At 51.8% G+C, this 20,528-nt stretch carries 15 protein-coding genes and 3 pseudogenes; 13 read left to right on the top strand and 5 right to left on the bottom strand.

What is annotated here, in order from left to right; all coding sequences use genetic code 11:
• Window positions 1-13: 13 nt before the first annotated feature.
• The 6 genes from tssI to FZF21_RS12380 all read left to right on the top strand — a co-directional run bounded on the left by tssI (window position 14) and on the right by FZF21_RS12380 (window position 10,262).
• Window positions 14-2,575, top strand: a complete 2,562-nt coding sequence (gene tssI, locus FZF21_RS12405) for a type VI secretion system tip protein TssI/VgrG (protein WP_047738710.1) — start codon at window positions 14-16, stop codon at window positions 2,573-2,575.
• Window positions 2,575-3,273, top strand: a complete 699-nt coding sequence (locus tag FZF21_RS12400; protein WP_052951385.1) for a hypothetical protein — start codon at window positions 2,575-2,577, stop codon at window positions 3,271-3,273. Before tssI ends, FZF21_RS12400 begins: the two co-directional genes overlap by 1 nt.
• Window positions 3,274-3,354: 81 nt before the next feature.
• The gene (locus tag FZF21_RS12395; protein ID WP_023303865.1) at window positions 3,355-3,795 is read left to right on the top strand and encodes a DcrB-related protein; all 441 of its coding nucleotides are present in this window, start codon (window positions 3,355-3,357) and stop codon (window positions 3,793-3,795) included.
• A 3-nt stretch (window positions 3,796-3,798) separates the two neighbouring features.
• Window positions 3,799-8,223 carry an RHS repeat-associated core domain-containing protein gene (locus tag FZF21_RS12390; protein WP_167497063.1) on the top strand — a complete coding sequence of 1,475 codons (4,425 nt, stop codon included), beginning with the start codon at window positions 3,799-3,801 and terminating at the stop codon, window positions 8,221-8,223.
• An 8-nt stretch (window positions 8,224-8,231) separates the two neighbouring features.
• A complete protein-coding gene (locus FZF21_RS12385) occupies window positions 8,232-8,795 on the top strand; it encodes a hypothetical protein (RefSeq protein ID WP_017384278.1) in 564 nt (187 codons plus the stop codon).
• A 948-nt stretch (window positions 8,796-9,743) separates the two neighbouring features.
• Window positions 9,744-10,262 carry a hypothetical protein gene (locus FZF21_RS12380; RefSeq protein WP_023296769.1) on the top strand — a complete coding sequence of 173 codons (519 nt, stop codon included), beginning with the start codon at window positions 9,744-9,746 and terminating at the stop codon, window positions 10,260-10,262.
• A gap of 651 nt (window positions 10,263-10,913) precedes the next feature.
• Here FZF21_RS12380 and FZF21_RS22215 read toward each other — a convergent pair.
• A pseudogene (locus tag FZF21_RS22215) lies at window positions 10,914-11,051 on the bottom strand (hypothetical protein); the annotation flags it as partial.
• Here FZF21_RS22215 and FZF21_RS12375 point away from each other — a divergent pair.
• The 5 genes and pseudogenes from FZF21_RS12375 to FZF21_RS22210 form a co-directional block, all read left to right on the top strand.
• A pseudogene (locus FZF21_RS12375) lies at window positions 11,049-12,296 on the top strand (RHS repeat-associated core domain-containing protein); the annotation flags it as partial. The pseudogenes FZF21_RS22215 and FZF21_RS12375 sit on opposite strands and share 3 nt — an antisense overlap.
• Before the next feature lie 53 nt (window positions 12,297-12,349).
• On the top strand, window positions 12,350-12,775 hold the full coding sequence (locus FZF21_RS12370) for a hypothetical protein (RefSeq protein ID WP_223832632.1): 426 nt from the start codon (window positions 12,350-12,352) through the stop codon (window positions 12,773-12,775).
• Between the two features lie 171 nt (window positions 12,776-12,946).
• Window positions 12,947-13,327: a hypothetical protein gene (locus tag FZF21_RS12365; protein WP_149121305.1), complete on the top strand. Its 381-nt coding sequence runs from the start codon at window positions 12,947-12,949 to the stop codon at window positions 13,325-13,327.
• A 16-nt stretch (window positions 13,328-13,343) separates the two neighbouring features.
• Window positions 13,344-13,709, top strand: a complete 366-nt coding sequence (locus tag FZF21_RS12360) for a hypothetical protein (RefSeq protein ID WP_045911223.1) — start codon at window positions 13,344-13,346, stop codon at window positions 13,707-13,709.
• 98 nt (window positions 13,710-13,807) lie between these two features.
• Window positions 13,808-14,098: pseudogene (locus tag FZF21_RS22210) on the top strand (YciI family protein).
• A 54-nt stretch (window positions 14,099-14,152) separates the two neighbouring features.
• Here FZF21_RS22210 and ychF read toward each other — a convergent pair.
• Window positions 14,153-15,247, bottom strand: coding sequence for a redox-regulated ATPase YchF (ychF, locus tag FZF21_RS12355; RefSeq protein WP_003856650.1), 1,095 nt, complete (start codon window positions 15,245-15,247; stop codon window positions 14,153-14,155).
• 126 nt (window positions 15,248-15,373) lie between these two features.
• A complete protein-coding gene (pth, locus tag FZF21_RS12350) occupies window positions 15,374-15,958 on the bottom strand; it encodes an aminoacyl-tRNA hydrolase (RefSeq protein ID WP_006810922.1) in 585 nt (194 codons plus the stop codon).
• 274 nt (window positions 15,959-16,232) lie between these two features.
• On the opposite strand from pth, the gene ychH reads away from it, so the two are divergent.
• Together ychH and FZF21_RS12340 are read left to right on the top strand one after the other, a co-directional pair.
• Window positions 16,233-16,508, top strand: a complete 276-nt coding sequence (gene ychH, locus FZF21_RS12345) for a stress-induced protein YchH (RefSeq protein WP_003856655.1) — start codon at window positions 16,233-16,235, stop codon at window positions 16,506-16,508.
• Window positions 16,509-16,628: 120 nt separating this feature from the next.
• Complete coding sequence (locus tag FZF21_RS12340; protein ID WP_047738704.1) at window positions 16,629-17,687, top strand: MerR family transcriptional regulator; 1,059 nt, start codon at window positions 16,629-16,631, stop codon at window positions 17,685-17,687.
• Here FZF21_RS12340 and dauA read toward each other — a convergent pair.
• Together dauA and prs are read right to left on the bottom strand one after the other, a co-directional pair.
• Window positions 17,673-19,352: a C4-dicarboxylic acid transporter DauA gene (gene dauA / locus FZF21_RS12335; protein WP_032648531.1), complete on the bottom strand. Its 1,680-nt coding sequence runs from the start codon at window positions 19,350-19,352 to the stop codon at window positions 17,673-17,675. The two genes, FZF21_RS12340 and dauA, sit on opposite strands and share 15 nt — an antisense overlap.
• Before the next feature lie 124 nt (window positions 19,353-19,476).
• Window positions 19,477-20,424, bottom strand: coding sequence for a ribose-phosphate diphosphokinase (prs, locus tag FZF21_RS12330; RefSeq protein ID WP_003856663.1), 948 nt, complete (start codon window positions 20,422-20,424; stop codon window positions 19,477-19,479).
• Window positions 20,425-20,528: the final 104 nt, after the last annotated feature.

Here is a 20,528-nt window from a genome sequence, read left to right as displayed (position 1 = left end):
TGGAATAAAGATTATGCTCAACCGAATTACCGTTCAGCTCCCGGTTGAGGGGCTGCTCTTCTGGAAACTCTCCGGCCGCGAGGCGATGTCCGAGTCGTTCGCGCTCACGCTGACCCTGCTCGGTACGGACGCGCGCATTGACCGCAGCAAGCTGCTGGGCCAGCCGGTCACGGTGACCATCCCGACGCAGAACCTGCTCACTTCCCGCTATATCAACGGCAAGGTGACGCGCGTGGCGGTGAGCGCCGTGGAGCTGACGGGCACCCGCTACGCGGTGTACCAGCTGACGGTGGAGCCGGACCTGTGGCCGATGAAGCGCGACCGTAACCTGCGTATCTTCCAGGGCCAGACGGTACCGCAGATTGTCAAAACTCTGCTGGGTGAGCATCAGGTTAACCTCGAAGACAAACTTACCGGCAGCTACCGGGTGTGGGACTACTGCGTGCAGTATCAGGAATCGAGCCTGGACTTTATCAGCCGCCTGATGGAGCTGGAGGGGATTGCGTACTACTTCAGCCACGAGGCGGACAAGCATACCCTGGTACTGACCGACGCCGCGACCCAGCACCAGCCGTTCAGCGGCTATGAGGTCATTCCTTACCATCAGACGCCGTCCGGCGGCAGTACGGATGAAGAGGGCATCAGCCAGTGGGCGCTGGAGGACAGCGTCACGCCGGGAATTTACAGCCTCGACGACTATGACTTCCGCAAGCCGAACGCGTGGCTGTTCCAGGCGCAGCAGAACCCGGCGTCCCCGAAACCGGGCAGCATCGACGTGTACGACTGGCCGGGTCGCTTTGTGGAGACAGGCCATGCGGAGTTCTACGCCCGCATCCGTCAGGAGCGCTGGCAGGTTGAGCATCAGCAGATTCAGGCCACCGCCACGGCGGCGGGCATTGCGCCGGGCCACATCTTCACCCTGACCAACGCGCCGTTCTTCAGCGACAACGGCGAGTATCTGGTGACGGCGGCGGGCTACCACTTCGAGGAGAACCGCTACGCGAGCGGCGAGGGGGAAACCATTCACCGCACCGATTTCACCGTTATCCCGGCGTCGGTGTCGTACCGTCCGGCGCAGAGCACGGCGTGGCCGCGCACCTACGGCCCGCAGACCGCGAAAGTCGTGGGACCGCAGGGGGAAAGTATCTGGACGGATAAATATGGCCGCGTGAAGGTGAAGTTCCACTGGGACCGTCTGGCGAAGGGCGATGACACCAGCTCTTGCTGGGTGCGCGTGTCAAGCGCCTGGGCGGGCCAGGGCTACGGCGGGGTGCAGATCCCGCGCGTCGGCGATGAGGTGGTGGTGGACTTTATCAACGGCGACCCGGACCGTCCGATTATTACTGGTCGTGTCTATAACGAAGCAAGCATGCCGCCGTGGGCGCTGCCGGCTGCCGCGACGCAGATGGGCTTTATGAGCCGGACGAAGGACGGCTCCGTGGACAACGCCAACGCCCTGCGCTTTGAGGACAAGGCGGGCGCAGAGCAGGTGTGGATCCAGGCCGAACGCAACATGGACACCAGCGTTAAAAATGATGAAACGCACACCGTCGGCGGCGCGCGCAGTCATTACGTGAAGAAAAATGAGCTGCATCGTGTTGAAGCGAACCAGATCCAGGCGGTGAAAGGTGGGACCGAAATCCTGACGGGCAAAGGCAAGCTGGATGCGGCGGTGGAGCAGTATGTCATTGCTTCCGGGACGAAGCTGAGGCTGGTCTCAGGTGAGAGTGCTATTGAGCTTAACGCTAACGGCAAGATTAACCTGATCGGCAAAGAGTTTAACTTCTTCGTTGAGGGCGATGGGTATATCACCACGGGCGGTAAGCTGCATCTGAATACCTCTGGCACTAAACCTGGCACAACGGCACCGGGGTCGGGACATAAAGGGGATATTGATGCAGCTGTGCAGGAGAAGTTTTCGCCTGAACAAAGAAAGAAAGGGGCAGGAGCGTCTCCTGTGCCATCAGAGTCTGCAACGAAACCAGCACCTCAAGCTACAGCAAGTAATGCCACTTCAGCACCACCGACTCAAGGTGAGGACAAGTTTTCAAAGATCTCACCTATTATTTTCCAGAATGAAGGCGGATACGTTAATGACCCTAACGACTCCGGGGGAGCTACCAATAAAGGTATTGCGTGGAAAACATGGCAGAAATATGCCAAGGAAGATCTTGGCGTTGAACCCACATTGGATAACCTAAAAAATTTAACCAATGAACAAGCTGAGACAATTTACCGTAAACGTTACTGGGAGCCGTCTGGATTTAACAATCTTAATGATCCTAAACTCGCACTAATGTCTTATGATTGGACCATAACCTCCGGCGGAGCCGGTAAACAAATCCAAAAATTGCTGAACAATGAGTTTGGCCAGCAGTTGATTGCAGATGGGAAAATAGGGCCTAAGACAATAGAAGCAATGAACAGCGTAAGCGACTCAGCGAAACTTACGTCCAGAATAGCGGACATCCGTAAAGAGTATTATGAAAATCTTGTGGTAAATAATTCCAAAAATGCTAAGTTTTTGACAGGTTGGTTAAATCGAGTTGATCGGTGTGCACAGGTGGCTTTGTAATGAATATAAAATTAGTAATGTTATTGATGGTTGCAGGTTTTAATAGTGGTCATGCAATAGCTAAAGATATGTTTTCTGGTCAGTGGAGCGGAGAACAAAAAAATGAGTCAACACTCACTTTACGATTAACTCAAGCTGGTCAAAATGTGAATGGTAGTTATTGTTATGTTACGCAAAACGGTAACCGCATTGACTGTCCCCCAGATGACGAGAGTAATCTAAAGGGTGTTATTGCTGAAAATACAGCAAATGTGGAATTTAACTCTTCATTTGGTGGTGAAAAGGGACGTGCGAAACTGGAAGTGGTTGGTGATAAAATGATTTGGACTTTAATTACACCGCCACAGAAAGGTGAATATTCTGCTCCGCGGAATTATGAGCTAACAAGAGAGTTAAAGTCATCGGCGTCCGAAAAAAGAATTTTTGATACCGATAAATTCAATATTACTCTAGTAAATAAATGTGGTTCTTTTGAAAGCGACTGCAATGATATGTTTTATCTTGGAATTAGAAAAAGTGATAATAGTACAATATCTTTAGATGGTAAGACTTTAAACGATGCGACAGGAAAAGTAATTGGTTCTTTATTTAAGAATGGCGAAATTACCTATACAGTTACCTATAACCCATTAAAATTGGTAGTCAACAAAGGTGGTCATATTTTAGTTGATCAGCCAGGTCAATGGGTTAATAAGTAGAACCTATTACTAAAGGTCAGTATTCTCTGACCTTTATTTTTGCCTTAACTTTCCTTGATATTAATCACCCCGAGTTCACTTATGAAATACACCCTCCAGGAAGGTTCCTTTACCCTTTTTCCTGCTGCCTGGCAGGATAACAGCATGAACATCATTCGCGATGACGAAAGCGGGCTGTCCGTGGTAGTCAGCCGCGGCGTTATCCCGGATGGCAGCGACTACGAACAAGAGTTTCACCGCCAGTGGGACGTGCTGCGACCTCAGATGGGTGAGATCGCCCAGAGCGAATTTCAGCACGTAAAAGCCGGGCCTGACGGAAAAATTAACGGGCTGGAAGTTGAGACCACCTTTGACCGTAACGGCCAGCGCCTGTGGCAAAAACAGCTGGCCGTGCAGACGCCGGGCAAACCGGTACTGATAATTTTTACCCTCTCGGCCTTAAAAGCCTTTACGGAAGAGGACGAGGCGCGCTGGAGCGCACTGAAGCAGAGTCTGACGCTAAACGACAACCGGAATGTGTAAGGCATGAGCGATAACAACGCGGCCCGTAAGGGCGACGAGATTATTCACTCCAGCATTTTTGCTGATATTACCAGCATTGTGGCGGAAGGTGCCGCCTATGCGGTGATTGGCGCGGCGGTGGGCGCGGCAGCGACCGTCGCGGCCCCACTGCTGGGAGCCGGGGCCGCAGCAGCAGGCGTGGCGGCGATTGGATCCAGCTGTCTGTTGAGCGGCATTATCGGCGGGGTTCTGGCGAACGTCGCCGGGATCACCGACGATATCAGCAACGCCGCTGAAGGGCTGGGTAACGCGCTTTTCCCGCCGTCGCCCGCGGGCAAAATCACCACCGGTTCGAGCAATGTTCTGACAAATAAACTTCCCGCTGCACGCGCCGCCGGGACGTTAACCCCTGCCGATACCCCGTCCCCTGAGCCGCAGTCGCCGGGCAGCTTTGCCGACTACGCGGGCATGCTGCTCTCCGCTGCCGGACAGTTCGGCAGCGAGATGTGGCAGCCGAGCGTCGCCTCTGCCGCCGCAGGGACCTCGCCGCTGGAAGAAGACAAGGTGGCGTGTGATAAACACTCCGGGCCGCAGTATCTGGCGGAAGGCTCGAAAAGCGTCTTCATCAACGGACAGCCTGCGGTGCGCGCAAAAGATCGCACCACCTGCGAGGGCACCGTTTCCGACGACGTCTCCCCGAACGTGATCATAGGCGGCGAAACGCTCACGGTCCGCGATATCAAAAGCGGTAAAACGCCGGGTCTGGCGCTGGGGATGATTGCGCTCTCCCTGCTGCGCGGGCGGCCAGGCAAGATCCTGAAAAACATGCCCTGCGCGCTGGCTGCTGCCGGTGGCGGGATGCTGGCGGATATGGCCGTCAACGCCGTGTTCGGCTCCTCGCACCCGGTTCACGCCGCTACCGGCGTGAAGGTGCTGAATGACGACGACGAACTCGATTTCTCGCTGCCAGGGCGCTTTCCGCTGCGCTGGCAGCGCAGCTACAACAGCCTGACCACCCGCGAAGGGCTTTTCGGTCTGGGCTGGGCTACCACCTTTGACAGCTATCTGGCGCTGGAAGAAAACAACGCCACCTGGTTCGATGAAACCGGGCGCGAGCTGAGCTTTGAACTGCCGCCGGTCGACCGCGCGTTTTACAGCATCAGCGAAGGCATTATCATCCGCCGCAATGAGAGCGGCGACGTGGCGATAGCCGACGATGACGGCGCGGTGTGGCGTCTGTATAAACCGACCCGCGCTAACCCCTCCATCCTGCGCCTGGTCTCCCTCAGCGACGAATACGGCAACGCGCTGCTGACTGAATGGGATGAGCACGGGCGGCTGGTCGGTCTGCACGATGAGCCGCGAGCGATCGATGTCACCCTGCGCTATGACGATGAACGTTTCCCGCAGCGCGTTACCTCGGCGAGCCATTTTGACGGCAACCAGACATGGCCGCTGATGCAGTGGAGGTATGACGCGCGCGGCCAGCTGGCCAGCGCAACGGATGCCTCCGGCGTGGTTACCCGTGAATACCGTTATAACGATGATGGCCTGATGGTCTGGCACCGTCTGCCGGGCGGGCTGGAGAGCGAATACCGCTGGCAAAAATTCGACCACTGGCGCGTGGTGGAAAACCGCACCAGCACCGGCGACGGCTGTCGCTTTAGCTACGATTTAGCCGCCGGGCTGACGACCGTCGATCACTACGACGGTCAGACGCGAAAGCACTACTGGAACGCGCAAAACCTGATTGTTCGCTACGTTGACGAGCGCGGTGAGAACTGGCGCTACGAGTGGGATGACAACGAACTCCTCACGCGTCGCATCGATCCGCTGGGTAATGCCGTTACCTTCGTCTATGACGAGATGGGCAACCGGGTGCAGGAGATCGACGCCGACGGCAATACCCGCACCACCACCTGGCTGGAGCACCGTGCGCTTCCGGCGTCCATCATCGAAGCCGACGGTAGCGCCACCCGGTTCCGGTATGACGAACATCACGGGCTGAAACGCGTGGTGGATCCGATGGGGCAGACCTCGCTGCTGCGTCGGGACGAGTTTGGTCAGGTTGTGGAAGAAGTCGATGCCGCCGGGAACAGCCGTTACCAGGAGTACAACGAGGCCGGGCAGATGGTGCGTGCGACGGACTGTTCGGGCCGTGTGACACAATACCGTTATCATCCGCTGGGCTGGCTGGTGGCTGAGATAAGCGCCGACGGCGAAGAGACGCGTTACCGCTACGACGCCGCGGGGCGTCCGGTGCAGCTCGACCGACCAGAAGGCTGGACCGAGTCGCTCAAATGGAACGAACGTGGTCTGCCGGTGAAGCATGCGGGCGCCGATGGGAAAGAGAGCGAGTTCAGATACGACGAGGCAGGGCGCTTAACCGCCACCCGCAATACGCAGGGTGAAGAGGTGCGTCGCCGCTGGGACAGCCGCGGGCGTCTGATTGCCCTGGAAAACGAAAACGGCGAAGCGTATCAGTTCCGCTGGGGCGCAGACTCGCTGCTGCTGGAAGAGGTGGGACTCGATGGCGTGGCCTCGCAGTATCGCTACGATGCCTGCGGACGTACGATAGCGCGCACCTTTGCCGCCGGACATCCGGAGGCCATCACCCATGCTTTCGCCTGGAGCGCGAGCGGCCAGCTGGTCGCCCGCACCACGCCGGAAGGGCAGACCCGCTACCACTACACCCCGTCCGGCCTTCTGAGCCGGATTGGGCTGCATCCCGCACTTTCAGCCGATGCCTGGAGCGCCGAGGCCGAGCAGGAGCTTGTGTTTGAGTATGACGCGCTCGGGCGCGTCACGCGCGAAACGGGCGAACACGGGGAGCTGGCGTGGGAGTATGACGCGCTGGGTAACCGCACCTCCGTCACGCTGCCCGATGGCCGGGAGCTGAAGCAGTTTTACTACGGCAGCGGACATTTGCTCAGCATTGCCCTTGATAAGCTGTCGGTCTCCGACTTTACCCGCGACGAACTCCACCGTGAAACCAGCCGCACGCAGGGGTTGCTGACCACCCGCAGCGAATATGACCGTCTCGGTCGACTGCATCGCCGGGACGTTTTTACCGGCAATGCCCAGCGCCCGTCGCCGCGCCGCTGGTCCTGCCGCTGGGATTACGACTATCGCAATAACCTGGTCCGCGAAGAGCGGGACGATAACCCGTTCAGCTGGTACCGCTGGCAGTATGATAGCGCCGGACGTCTGCTGGTTCAGGACGGCACGCTGCCCGGCCAGGAGCAGTGGCGCTGGGATGCTGCCGGTAACCCGCTCGAAGGCTCTGCTGAGAAGGTCACGCACAACCGCCTGACGCAGCTGAACGGCATTCGCTGGCGCTATGACATCCATGGTCGCACCGTGGAGAAGGATAACGGCCAGACCCGCTGGCACTACCGCTACGACGGCGAGCACCGCCTGACGGAGGTCATCAGCCAGCCGCGGGACCGCAACAGGCCGCAGACGCAGGTCAGCTTCCGCTATGACCCACTCGGACGACGCATCAGCAAAACGCGTCGCCAGATGGTGGGCGGACAGCCAACCGGTAACCCAGTCACCACCCGGTTTGTCTGGGAAGGGTTCCGGCTGTTGCAGGAGGTGCACGGGGATGTGCCGCTGACCTACGTCTATAGCGATCAGGACAGCTACGATCCGCTGGCACGTATTGACGGCGTTGATGCCCCGGAAATCTTCTGGTTCCACTGCCAGCCCAACGGCACGCCGGAGCGGATGACGGATAGCGAAGGGCAGGTGCGCTGGGAAGGGGTGAACAGCGCCTGGGGCAAGCTGCTACGGGAAAGCGAGACGAAGGTATCAGGATATTCTCAGAACCTGCGCATGCAGGGGCAATACCTGGACCGTGAGACAGGGCTGCACTACAATCTGTTCCGGTATTACGACCCGGACTGCGGACGATTTACGCAGCAGGACCCGATAGGGCTGGCGGGGGGGATAAACCTTTACCAGTATGCGCCGAATGCGCTGGGGTGGGCAGATCCGTGGGGGTTGACTCCTGACGATCTCATTCGTTACCGGCCACATGATTCTCTTTCTGCTCAAGGTGGAGCTAGAAGCTCTGCTATTTCTAGGGCATGGGTGCAAGAAAAAGCCTTATTGCAGGATGGTGGGGCTGGCACAAGAAATTGGACAGCGCAAGAGAGGGATTTAATTTTGAAGACGCCCAACAAGAGCCTAACCTCTGTGATGTCCCGGGCAGGCTATACCGGGCATCATATCAATTCGGTAGAAGGCAATGGTACACTTGGTTCCAAATGGCAAGGTGATCCGAGGAACATTGTATTCTTGAAAAATCATAACCATCCCGACAAGTTCAATGAGCATGTCCATGGTGATCAAGGACATAGAGGGAATACTAAGAACTCGACGCGTGGGCGCTTAATCGATAGAGAAAGAACACTAAAATCTAGACAACGATGTAAGCAATTATAGGTGGAAAGATGAACATAAAAAATGCAGTCCAAGATCTTGTGAACAAATTTAAAATGAATGAATTGAATATGGGAGAGATAGACTATACAGACGATGAAAATGAGACTTCTTTTCCCGTGAATTTAAATGGGGAGGTTGATTTTTTTTATCGTCATTTGATTTTAAATGACAGTCCAACATTTGATGGTACTTTTTATTTACAGATTATTGAACCTCAAGATCTCAACGAAATATTATCCGGTTGGCGAGTTCAAAATGATACGGCTTGGCGCGATGAATATATAATCTTTGCTGAAAGAAATGGTGACGTTCTTTTTTGTGACACCCAAAATCTAACATCTCCTGTTTATGGTAGCATTCAAAAACGAAACTTTATAATTTCTGGTTCCTTAGCTGACTTTTTGAATGCTTTTTGTTCTGCTATTGAGATGGAACAAAATAATTATGATGGTGATGCTACAGATGATGAATTTAATTTAAGAGAAGATTTTCTGGAAGATATCGATGTGATGCTTAAAACTAAACTAAAAGATGTTGAGGTTGAAGGGTTTAAGAAATTCTTTTTTGGTTAGTTTTTAAGTTTTTTAATAATAAAGATTTACTGTCTTAGATACCTCCTTGCTTCTAAAAGCATTTATTTCTTATTCCCCTTTTTATAGGTGAGGAGGTTTATTTGCTATTGCTAATGAATAAACACATGAATAATACTTACATCTCTTGTAGAAAAAGGAAACGAATTTCATGATAAAAAATAAGCCGAGGCTTTAGAGCAATAACAAAATGTCCGGCAGGCTCTTCCTGAGCCGCAGATCGAATGGAAAATTGCCAACTGCAACTCTGCGTACATGTACAGTGCTTGCTTTGCTCTCAAGGAGAACGATGAGGCGAAAAAATGGGGGGAGAGGATACTTAGTACACGTGGATCGGATATAGAGACAGCGCCGTTAATCGACCTCGGCATGGTTTTTTATGAGTTGAATCAATTTGATGAAGCGTACAAATATTTTAATGATTCTTATAACTACGTCAAAGAACGAACGTTTCAAGACAGAGCTGAAAAATACCTTGAGTTCTATTTTCCTAAGAGTGCGCAAGTTCGTTTTTTTCATAAAAAACAAATCAAACTTTAAACAAGAAGTTCATCCCATCGCCATTTTTAACGATTTGATTTTTTGCTTTCTGCACGCAACTTCCCTTTTTCTTTACGTCATGCTCATTCTTTTAAGTGTAAAGTCTTTAGATATTAGACTCTGAGCATTTAAAAGTCTTTTACCATCTGTACGCAATAATGAAATTATGACAACTGCGATCGTCTGCTGGTAATCCACCTCGAACGACTTGCTGGAAAGGACACGCACAACCCCCTGACGCATGCTTAATCCGTTAAATCAAGGGGAATTGGCTCCTAAGCACGTTGATCCAACAACGCCAGGTAGATCGTATGTATTACCATCAGTATGGGCAGAATGGCTTGAAGAAGTAGCGATTCCAGGCTCCGGTAATGTAAAATAGGTTACTATATGAATATTAATAAAGATGATGATCTCCTTGTGATAGTAAAGAAAGAAGGAATATATTATTGGTTCGTGGCGTTCAAAGAAATGTGGATTTTAGATAGAATTAAATGGATAGAGGGTTTTGTGAAAAGTGGGGTGGAAATAAATCTACAGGATGTCCATAAGGAAAGATATGACATACCCGTAGTAAATGAAGAAAACGCGCAGATATTTATTGATGGGTTAATTAAAGATGGCTATTCATTCGATAAGGATGACATAGCTGATGAGTTTTTTAGTAGGCTTTCGCAAAAAACAACTTGGTGGGATATATATGATCTTATGCCGGATTTGCTTATAGATTTTGATAATAAAAGACTATATTCGGAGTATGTTGAAAGTATGCATTATCAAAAATATGTTCCTGACGGTTGGCAAGGTGAGCTTGTTGATTTCTGCGGTAATGGAACGTTACCTCAAGATGAAATGTTCTGGATAAAGAATGGAACAAATCATAGAAACGTTATCATTGCTGAAGGGTAAAAAAAATTTTCAGCATACCATTTTAGATTATGCAATTGTCTTACAACACGCGAGTTAGTTTTTGTGTTAACCGATAAAAAGCCATTATTAACCGTTGTAACCCTATTTGATGCTTAGGGCAAAAGCTTCTTTGCCTGCACTGCCACGAGGCACATTTTTCTATTACTTAAAAATCATCTGAACGAAGAAGGGGTTGTTGTCTTTAGCTATGTGGAAAACCAAAATGGCTGGCATGATTGGTTTTATTTAAATGGTATGAAGCGTAACGCGTTGTCTCGATCAGGCCCTGCTTATTATGATAAAATGCGATTCAAAACTTTTAACGATTCCCGCTCGCAAAAAAAAAGGATTTAGAAGATATATTATTGTCGACCGGCAGACCTCTCCTAAGAAACGGTGGTGTCAGCCTCGCTAAGTATTAGAGTCTGGCCTTACTTGTTGAGTGATTAATCGAGGTGCCTTTTCAGACGTTAAAGCTTGCGACTACACAAATCATTTCTTTGGAGGTGAGCAAGAAGTCAGATCTCTAAGATATTTTTTTGACTCCCTAATAAAAAATGTACGTGAAAGCGTGGATTTTTCCCGTTCATAAAAATTAAACGTAAACAAGAAGTTCATCACATCGCCATCTTCAACAATGTAGTCTTTTCCTTATGCACGCATCTTGCCTCCTTCTTTCGCGCCTGGCCCTTCCTGACCCAGCTCTTCCATAAACTCTTCACGGTCGGCATCGTCCAGTTCAGTATTATCGGATTCAACCGTGGCGCAAACTACTAACACTAACGAACCCGCAGCGAATATGACCGTCTTGGCCGCCTGCATCGCCGGGATATAGTTACCGGTAATTTTCAGTGCTCTTGGTTGCACCGCTGGGATACTACCGGTAACCCGCTCGAAGGCTCTGCTGAGAAGGTCACGCACAACCGCCTGACGCAGCTGAACGGCATTCGCTGGCGCTATGACATCCATGGTCGCACCGTGGAGAAGGATAACGGCCAGACCCGCTGGCACTACCGCTACGACGGCGAGCACCGCCTGACGGAGGTCATCAGCCAGCCGCGGGACCGCAACAGGCCGCAGACGCAGGTCAGCTTCCGCTATGACCCACTCGGACGACGCATCAGCAAAACGCGTCGCCAGATGGTGGGCGGACAGCCAACCGGTAACCCAGTCACCACCCGGTTTGTCTGGGAAGGGTTCCGGCTGTTGCAGGAGGTGCACGGGGATGTGCCGCTGACCTACGTCTACAGCGATCAGGACAGCTACGATCCGCTGGCACGTATTGACGGCGTTGATGCCCCGGAAATCTTCTGGTTCCACTGTCAGCCCAACGGCACGCCGGAGCGGATGACGGATAGCGAAGGGCAGGTGCGCTGGGAAGGGGTGAACAGCGCCTGGGGCAAACTGCTGCGGGAAAGCGAGACGCAGGTATCAGGATATTCCCAGAACCTGCGCATGCAGGGACAATACCTGGACCGTGAGACAGGGCTGCACTACAATCTGTTCCGGTATTACGACCCGGACTGCGGGCGGTTTACGCAGCAGGACCCGATAGGGCTGGCGGGGGGGATAAACCTTTACCAGTATGCGCCGAGTGCGCTGGGTTGGGTGGATCCGTGGGGGTTGAGCCGTAAATGTAAGGATCCATCTAAAGAAGCAACGAAGTGGCAAGGCCCTGGAAATGATGATTATCCCGGTATTGATGTTTATAAGAATAGGAAGCTTAAAAAAGGTACAATTCTATATGCTCTTTACCCGAATGGAAATCAGCAACTCTCATATACTGTGACATTCCCAACAGTCAATCAATATAGAGGTGATCCTTTGGGTTATCATCAAGCGTTACAGGTAAAATTAGATCCTCGATGGCCCGTACGTACGAAATTAAGAGCTTTCTATGTAAGCGAAGACATAGATGTTGCTTACGGTAGAGCAGCAGCCAATAAGTTGTATGGAGATGGGGGAGGACTTCAGTTCTTTATCCCAGAGGAATCGAGACATCTTTTAACCCCAGGAAAGATTATAGATATATGATAAACCTAAATTTTAATCCGAAAACGGGAAAGCTAACTTTCGATGATCTAACTATGGAGATTGATACTGAAGAAGGATTTTGCAAAAGTAAACTTTATCACAAACTAAATACGTTTGGTTCTGTAAGGAAATACATACCTTATCACTATCTTATTGATTCGGTGGTTTTTTTCGATAAAGAATTTGAAATTAACATACGGCCAATAAGTTTTGGTTTTCCTTTTATGGTTCATCTTGTCGATAAGGATAGTGAATATTATAAATCCCTAAATGACTGGGATGCGAGAACTAATATTAACATGCTAAAAAATTCAGTGAAAAATTTGTCTGATTGGCTAAGTCTTTCTCTGAATTTAGGTGTTCCTGACATTACGGAAACAGAAATGATTAGATGGGATTGCGAATGGGGCCGAATTTCTGTTTCGTATGAGACAAAGTCATTCAACCATGGTATATATATAGTTTGGAGTTCAATATAATTAATCACTAAAACATGGCTAAATTAAGTTATTGACTAATGAAATCACCCATTTACTTTTAACTTAACTTAACTTAACTTAACTTAACTTAACTTAACTTAACTTAACTTAACTTAACTTAACTTAACTTAACTTAACTTATAATTATTGAATTTAAAAGCTATAGAGAAAATGAAAATAACTAATCGACTGAAAAAGAAGTTATTAGTCCTTGATGGCATTGACAATGATTTCATAGAGTATGGAAAGGAAATAACATGCCCTGAATGCGAGGGGGTAATAGTCTACTCTATCGTAAACTCATATGAGTTTGACACGCTCACAGAAGAGGTAAAATGCTTTTTGGTTAAGAAAATGAGAGGTGTGAAGCTTGATAGTGAACATAAGAAATATAGCTATGATGAAAGCCAATTAGATGTTTCGAAAAACACATGTTCAAAGTGTTTAAAAGAGTTTTCCGCTGTATTAACGTATAAAGAAGTGCAGCCAGCCCGATACCGGGTATATCTTGTGGGGCTTTATGAAGGTGATTTGAAGCAGATCAAACTTTAAACGTTGAGGTTTACCAATGATTGAAAATCTCATTTGTATTAAAGAAAAAGACCTGCTTCAATGGGCGTGTGGTGAAAGTAACATACTGGTTAGTGTGTCATTTTTAAGCTATGCATTGGTCGACTTAACACGCCAGTTAGTCTTTGTGTTAAGCGAGCCTAAGCCATTACCAACCGTTTTGACCATCTTCAATGCTCAGGGCGAAAAACTATTTTGGTCTGCCCCTCCTGAAGGTGCGACTTTCTATTACTTAACATTCAACCTGTCAAAGGAAGTGATCGTTGTCTGTAGCTATCCAGCAAAAAAAAATGGCTGGCATGATTGGTTTTATTCCTGGGATATGAAGCGTAACGTGTTGTCTCAATCGGGCCCTGCGTATTAAGTTCAAAAGCGCCAAAAATGATAACTATAACCGGTGGCAAAAAAGGAACTGTATCAGCAGTTATATCAAGCAGTTTAAAAAAGGCTACGAGGAAAAAGATGACTACGGTTTACATTGTCATATTGACGTATATAAACCCCTTGAGGAGGTTGACGCAACGATACCTTCTCATGTTGAGTGACTAAAAAAGGGTATTCAGAGGGGATATTTCTGACTTCCGGAAGACGGATCCCAAGAACTGGTGGGGTCATTCTCGCTAAATCTGAGAGTCCTGCATCTCTTAAAGAGCGCTAGCGCGAGGGCTCTTTTCAGGCGTTAGGCTTGTTTCTGCCGAAATCATTCCCTTAGATTCCAGCATGAAAACTGATCTCTTAGACAATGTGTTTTAACCTCACAATAAAAAAATCCACGCCAAAGCGTGGATTTTTTTCATTCAAAACAAATCAGACGTTAAACAAGAAGTTCATCACGTCGCCATCTTTAACGATGTAATCTTTCCCTTCCGCACGCATCTTGCCTGCTTCTTTCGCGCCTTGCTCACCCTTGTAGGTGATGAAGTCTTCAAACGCGATAGTCTGCGCACGAATGAAGCCTTTCTCGAAGTCGGTGTGGATCTTACCAGCCGCCTGAGGCGCGGTCGCTCCCACAGGGATGGTCCACGCACGCACTTCTTTCACGCCAGCGGTGAAGTAGGTTTGCAGATTCAGCAGCTCATAGCCCGCGCGGATCACGCGGTTCAGGCCCGGCTCTTCCAGACCCAGTTCGGCCATGAACTCTTCGCGGTCGGCGTCGTCCAGCTCTGCAATATCAGATTCAACGGCAGCGCAAACCGCTACCACTACAGAACCTTCAGCCGCAGCGATTTCACGCACTTTGTCCAGATACGGGTTGTTCTCGAAACCGTCTTCGTTAACGTTGGCGATGTACATGGTTGGCTTCAGGGTCAGGAAGCTCAGGTATTTGATCGCCGCTTTGTCTTCGTCAGTCAGGTTTTTCAGCGCGCGCAGCATGCCCGCGTTTTCCAGCTGTGGCAGACATTTTTCCAGCGCAGCCAGTTCCGCTTTCGCGTCTTTGTCGCCGCCTTTGGCTTTCTTCTGCACGCGGTGAATGGCGCGCTCGCAGGTGTCGAGGTCAGAGAGGGCCAGCTCGGTGTTGATGACGTCGATGTCGTCAGCCGGATCCACTTTGTTGTTAACGTGGATAATGTTGTCGTTCTCGAAGCAGCGCACAACGTGGCCGATCGCTTCGGTTTCACGGATGTTGGTCAGGAACTGGTTGCCCAGGCCTTCACCTTTGGATGCGCCTTTTACCAGGCCCGCGATGTCCACGAACTCCATGGTAGTTGGCAGAATGCGCTGCGGCTTCACGATTTCCGCGAGCTGGTCCAGACGCGGATCGGGCATAGGAACAACACCGGTGTTCGGCTCGATGGTACAGAACGGGAAGTTCGCCGCTTCAATACCTGCTTTGGTGAGCGCGTTGAACAGGGTGGATTTGCCCACGTTTGGCAGACCGACGATACCGCATTTGAATCCCATTTCTAAATCACCTTAATATCTTGATAATCAATCCGTTAACGATAACCGATTGAAGAAAAGTAAATAACTACGCCTATTATACACGTAACCCGCGCGACGCGCGGTAAAAAAGCCCCAGGGCGCCGATTATTGCGCTTTGAAAGCGTGCAGTCGATTGGTGGCTTTTGTCAGGCCATCCTGAAGCCAAATCTCGGTGCAGCGGGCCGCTTCGTCCACCGCTTCGTCAATCAACTTCTGCTCAGAAACCGGTGGTTTACCCAGTACGAAACCAACAACTTTGTTTTTATCGCCCGGATGGCCGATTCCCACGCGCAAACGGTGGAAATTAGGGTTATTACCCAGTTTGCTGATGATGTCTTTCAGACCATTGTGGCCGCCATGACCGCCGCCCAGTTTGAACTTCGCCACGCCTGGCGGCAGGTCCAGTTCGTCGTGGGCCACCAGAATCTCATCCGGATTGATGCGATAAAACGTTGCCATGGCCGCCACGGCTTTGCCGCTCAGGTTCATAAAGGTGGTTGGCACCAGCAACCGCACGTCGGCACCCGCAAGATTGATGCGTGAGGTATACCCGTAAAACTTGGGTTCTTCACGCAGGGGAGCGCGCAAACGCTCCGCCAGCAGATCAACATACCAGGCGCCGGCGTTATGGCGGGTAGCGGCATACTCTGCGCCCGGATTGGCGAGGCCGACAATCAGTTTAATCGTCACGATTTACTTCCTAATGGGTTCCAGATCTGGCGCGTAGTTTACTGTCTGGCGCGCCGCTTGACAAAGTTCTGCCTGCTGTACACCGAAATGCGAATAATTTCCTCTTTGAACAATTAGAATTTCAAGCTGTTCAATGTCTTATTTGTAAATTTTTGTCCGGGAGTGATCAGTAAATGTGATCATTCACGCAACTCATATAAGAGGCGTTGTCTATACTTTACACACAAGGAGAAGGGGCTTTTCCCCTGACAACCCAAAGTTCCGGAGGTGACATATGAAACGCAAAAACGCTTCAATGCTCGGTAACGTGCTAATGGGGTTGGGACTGTTCGTGATGGTCGCCGGTGTCGGTTATTCAATCTTAAACCAATTACCGCAGCTTGACCTCCCACAATACTTTGCGCATGGCGCGGTGCTGAGTATCTTCCTTGGTGCGGTATTGTGGCTCGCCGGGGCGCGCGTGAGCGGACATGAGGAAGTCTGCGATAAATACTGGTGGGTGCGCCATTACGATAAACGATGCCGCCGCGACCAGCGCAAGCATAGCTAGTGCCCCATAAAGAACACCGAAACGACTTCATCTGAAGTCGTTTTTTTTTGCATGACGCATTGACCCTCACGTAACGTAAGGCTTCAGAGTAACGACACTGGCAGAACAAAAGGAGCCGTTATGTTGATACAGGTGGGTGAACTGGCGAAACGTGCCGGGATCACCGTGCGGACTTTGCATCACTACGAGCAAACAGAGCTGTTGTTACCTTCTGCCAGAAGCGCGGCAGGCTACCGGCTTTATAACCTGGCGGATGTGCAGCGTCTGCATATGATCCAGGCGCTGGCAAAAGCCGGACTGGAGCTTGCCGAAATCAGGGATTTTCTGGAACAGCGTTCGCTGTCATTAGCCGAATTACTCGACGGGCAAATCACTCTGCTGGACAAGCAACTGCGTAGCATCCATACGCTGCGCAACCGGCTGGTGGAATTGCGTACCGGGCTGACCGACGATGCGACGCCGGATCTGGAATCCTGGCTACAGACTCTGGAGTTAATGAATATGTACGATCGCTGGTTTAGCAAAGAAGAGTTGCAGCAACTGCCGTTTGCGGTAGAGAAAGAGGCGCTGGCGGATATCTGGGCAGGTCTGGTGACGGAAGTTAAACACTTGCTGGAACAGAACGTCAGCGTCACGGACGCGCGGGCGACCGATTTGGCTTCACGGTGGATGGAACGCCTGGAGCAGGATACCGCAGGCAAACCGGAATTTTTGACCCGTCTGAACGAGATGCACAGCGTGGAGCCGCAGATGCAGGAGCAAACCGGCATTACGCCGGAGATAACTGATTACATCACGCGGGCGTTTGCCGAATCAAAGCTCAGCATCTGGGAGAAATATCTCACTGCCGAAGAGATGGCCTTTACCCGGGCGCACTACTTTGACCGGATGATGGAGTGGCCGCCGCTGGTGGCGAAGCTGCATCAGGCGCAGCGGGATAATCTCAGTCCCGCTTCTGACAATGCGCAAAAGCTGGCAGAAAACTGGCTGGTTTTATTCCAGTCCTATGCGGGAACAAACCCGCAGACCCAGCAAAAATTTCGCCTCGCCATGCAGCAGGAGCCGCATCTGATGAAGGGCACGTGGATGACGCCTGCCGTGCTTGAATGGCTCCAGCAGGCGATCGGGGTGATGATGCAAAGACGCGTCTCTGCATCAGATGACTCACAGATCCGCTAACGCAGCTTCACGGTTAGGGTAGAAGGACAATCGGCCAGGGATCGGCTGCACGCCCGCGCGCGCCATGGTGCGCAGGGGCTGGAATTCGAGGTTACTCACCCGCAGTTCACAGCCTTCCGGCAGACGCACAACAAAGCGCTGGAAGGCATCCAGACCGCCGGCATCCAGCACCGGGACGGCATCCCATTTCAGCACCACAATCCGTTTGCCCGCAATGCGGGATTCCAGATCGCTGAACAGACCTTCCGCTGCGGCGAAGAACAGCGGGCCAATCACGCGCAGCACCAGCACATCGTCAGGCACCTCAACGTTAACCGGGGAGAGACGCGTCATCTGCGCGATGCGGCGCATAAACAGCAGCGAGGCCAGCACAATGCCGACGCTGATGGCGATAACCATATCGAACAGTACGGTCAACGACATGCAGATCAGCATCACGATAATGTCGTCTTTCGGCGCACGGCGCAGCAGGTTAACCACCTTATGCGCCTCACTCATGTTCCAGGCCACCATCAGCAGCAGCGCAGCCATGGCCGAGAGCGGAAGCCATGAAAGCAGCGGGGCAAGGATCAGCAGCGCCATGATCACCAGCAGGGAGTGAATGACCGCCGAAACCGGTGATGTCGCGCCCGCACGTACGTTCGCGGCGGAACGGGCAATCGCAGCCGTAGCGGTAATACCGCCGAAGAACGGTGCAACGATGTTCCCTAAGCCCTGGCCGACCAGCTCGCTGTTGGCTTTGTGCTTAGTGCCGGTCATGCCGTCGAGCACGACGGCGCAGAGCAGGGACTCGATCGCACCCAGCATTGCCATGGAGAATGCAGCGGGCAGCAGAGCGCGAAGGGAATCCCAGCTCAGGGTAAAGCTGGAACCCGGCATGTCCCACGGCAGAACCAGCTGCGGCAGCAGCTGCGGAATGCCGCTACCCTGTGAGCCGTCCGCCAGAACATAGTGAAACTGGGAGCCAATGGTGGCGACCTGTCCACCGAGCAGGTTGACAACGCCCATCACCGCGCAGCCCAGCAGCAGAGCGGGCAGATGCCCCGGGAGACGAATGCCTAAGCGAGGCCAGACGATAAGTGTGCCGAGGGTAACGATGCCAATGGCTGCATCCCCCAGGTTGGCCGTCGGCAACGCCATAAACAGCGCGCCCACTTTCTGTAAATAATGCTCCGGAACATGGGCCATTTGCAGGCCGAGGAAATCCTTAATCTGCATGGTCCCGATGGTAATCCCAATCCCCGAGGTGAACCCCAGCGTTACGGAAAGGGGAATATATTCAATCAGGCGACCAAAGCGGGCCAGACCAAACAGAATTAAAAAAATGCCGGACATCAGGGTGGCAACCAGCAGGCCTGCCAGACCAAACTGTTGGGAAACCGGGTAGAGGATCACCACAAAGGCGGCAGTCGGGCCGGAGACGCTGAAGCGAGACCCGCCCGTCAGCGCAATCACAATCCCCGCAACGGCCGAGGTGTACAGCCCGTACTGCGGCGCGACGCCGCTACCAATCGCCAGCGCCATCGCCAGCGGGATGGCAATAATCCCGACGGTGATCCCGGCTATCAGGTCACGAACAAAGCGTGACGATGTGTATTTCTCTTTCCAGCAGGCGTCGATGAGGGCGCGAAAGGGCAGAACATGTGAGGAGGTTACGTTTTTCACAATTATCTATCATCCGTGTGCGCATCATCTGTCATATGAATGGCAGGTGAAGGAGGCATAAGTCATACAAATAAATACTATAAACAAAAAAACCCGCCGTAGCGGGTTTTTTGGCCGTGTTCGATCAGTGTTCGAACATTGCAGAGATCGATTCTTCGTTGCTGATACGACGAATCGCTTCGGCCAGCATCCCGGACAGAGTCAACGTACGCACGTTTGGCAGCGCTTTGATCTCGTCGCTCAGTGGGATGGTATCGCAGACCACAACTTCGTCAATGACGGAGTTACGGAGGTTGTTTACCGCATTGCCGGAGAAGATCGGGTGAGTGGCGTAAGCGAATACGCGTTTCGCACCACGCTCTTTCAGCGCTTCAGCGGCTTTACACAGCGTACCGCCGGTATCGATCATGTCGTCCACCAATACGCAGTCGCGGCCAGCCACGTCACCGATGATGTGCATCACCTGAGAAACGTTAGCGCGCGGACGGCGTTTGTCGATGATCGCCATGTCGGTATCGTTCAGCAGCTTCGCGATAGCACGAGCACGTACCACGCCGCCGATATCCGGAGAAACCACAATCGGGTTGTCCAGATTCAGTTGCAGCATGTCTTCCAGCAGGATTGGGCTGCCGAATACGTTATCAACCGGCACGTCGAAGAAGCCCTGGATCTGCTCTGCGTGCAGGTCAACCGTCAGTACGCGGTCAACGCCGACGCTGGACAGGAAGTCAGCGACAACTTTAGCGGTGATTGGCACACGCGCGGAACGGACGCGACGGTCCTGACGTGCATAGCCAAAGTAAGGAATAACAGCAGTAATACGGCCAGCAGAAGCACGACGCAGCGCGTCGACCATAACAACCAATTCCATCAGGTTGTCATTCGTTGGAGCACAGGTGGACTGGATGATGAAAATATCACCACCGCGTACATTTTCGTTAATTTGTACGCTGACTTCGCCGTCGCTAAAGCGACCTACAGCGGCGTCGCCGAGGGAAGTGTACAGGCGGTTGGCAATACGTTGTGCTAGTTCCGGGGTGGCGTTACCAGCAAAAAGCTTCATATCAGGCACGAGAAGAACCTCAGGCATGCGTCCAGTGGTGGATAGCGTTCGCCGCAAACTGCGGGGCCTAAGCAAACGCTATCCAGGCGGTGTATTAAAGAGCGCGATGCAAC

It is taken from the genome of Enterobacter sp. LU1, assembly GCF_008271405.2.
In the GTDB taxonomy this organism is placed as follows: domain Bacteria; phylum Pseudomonadota; class Gammaproteobacteria; order Enterobacterales; family Enterobacteriaceae; genus Enterobacter; species Enterobacter hormaechei_C.
This window is presented reverse-complemented; position numbering and strand designations above follow the sequence as displayed.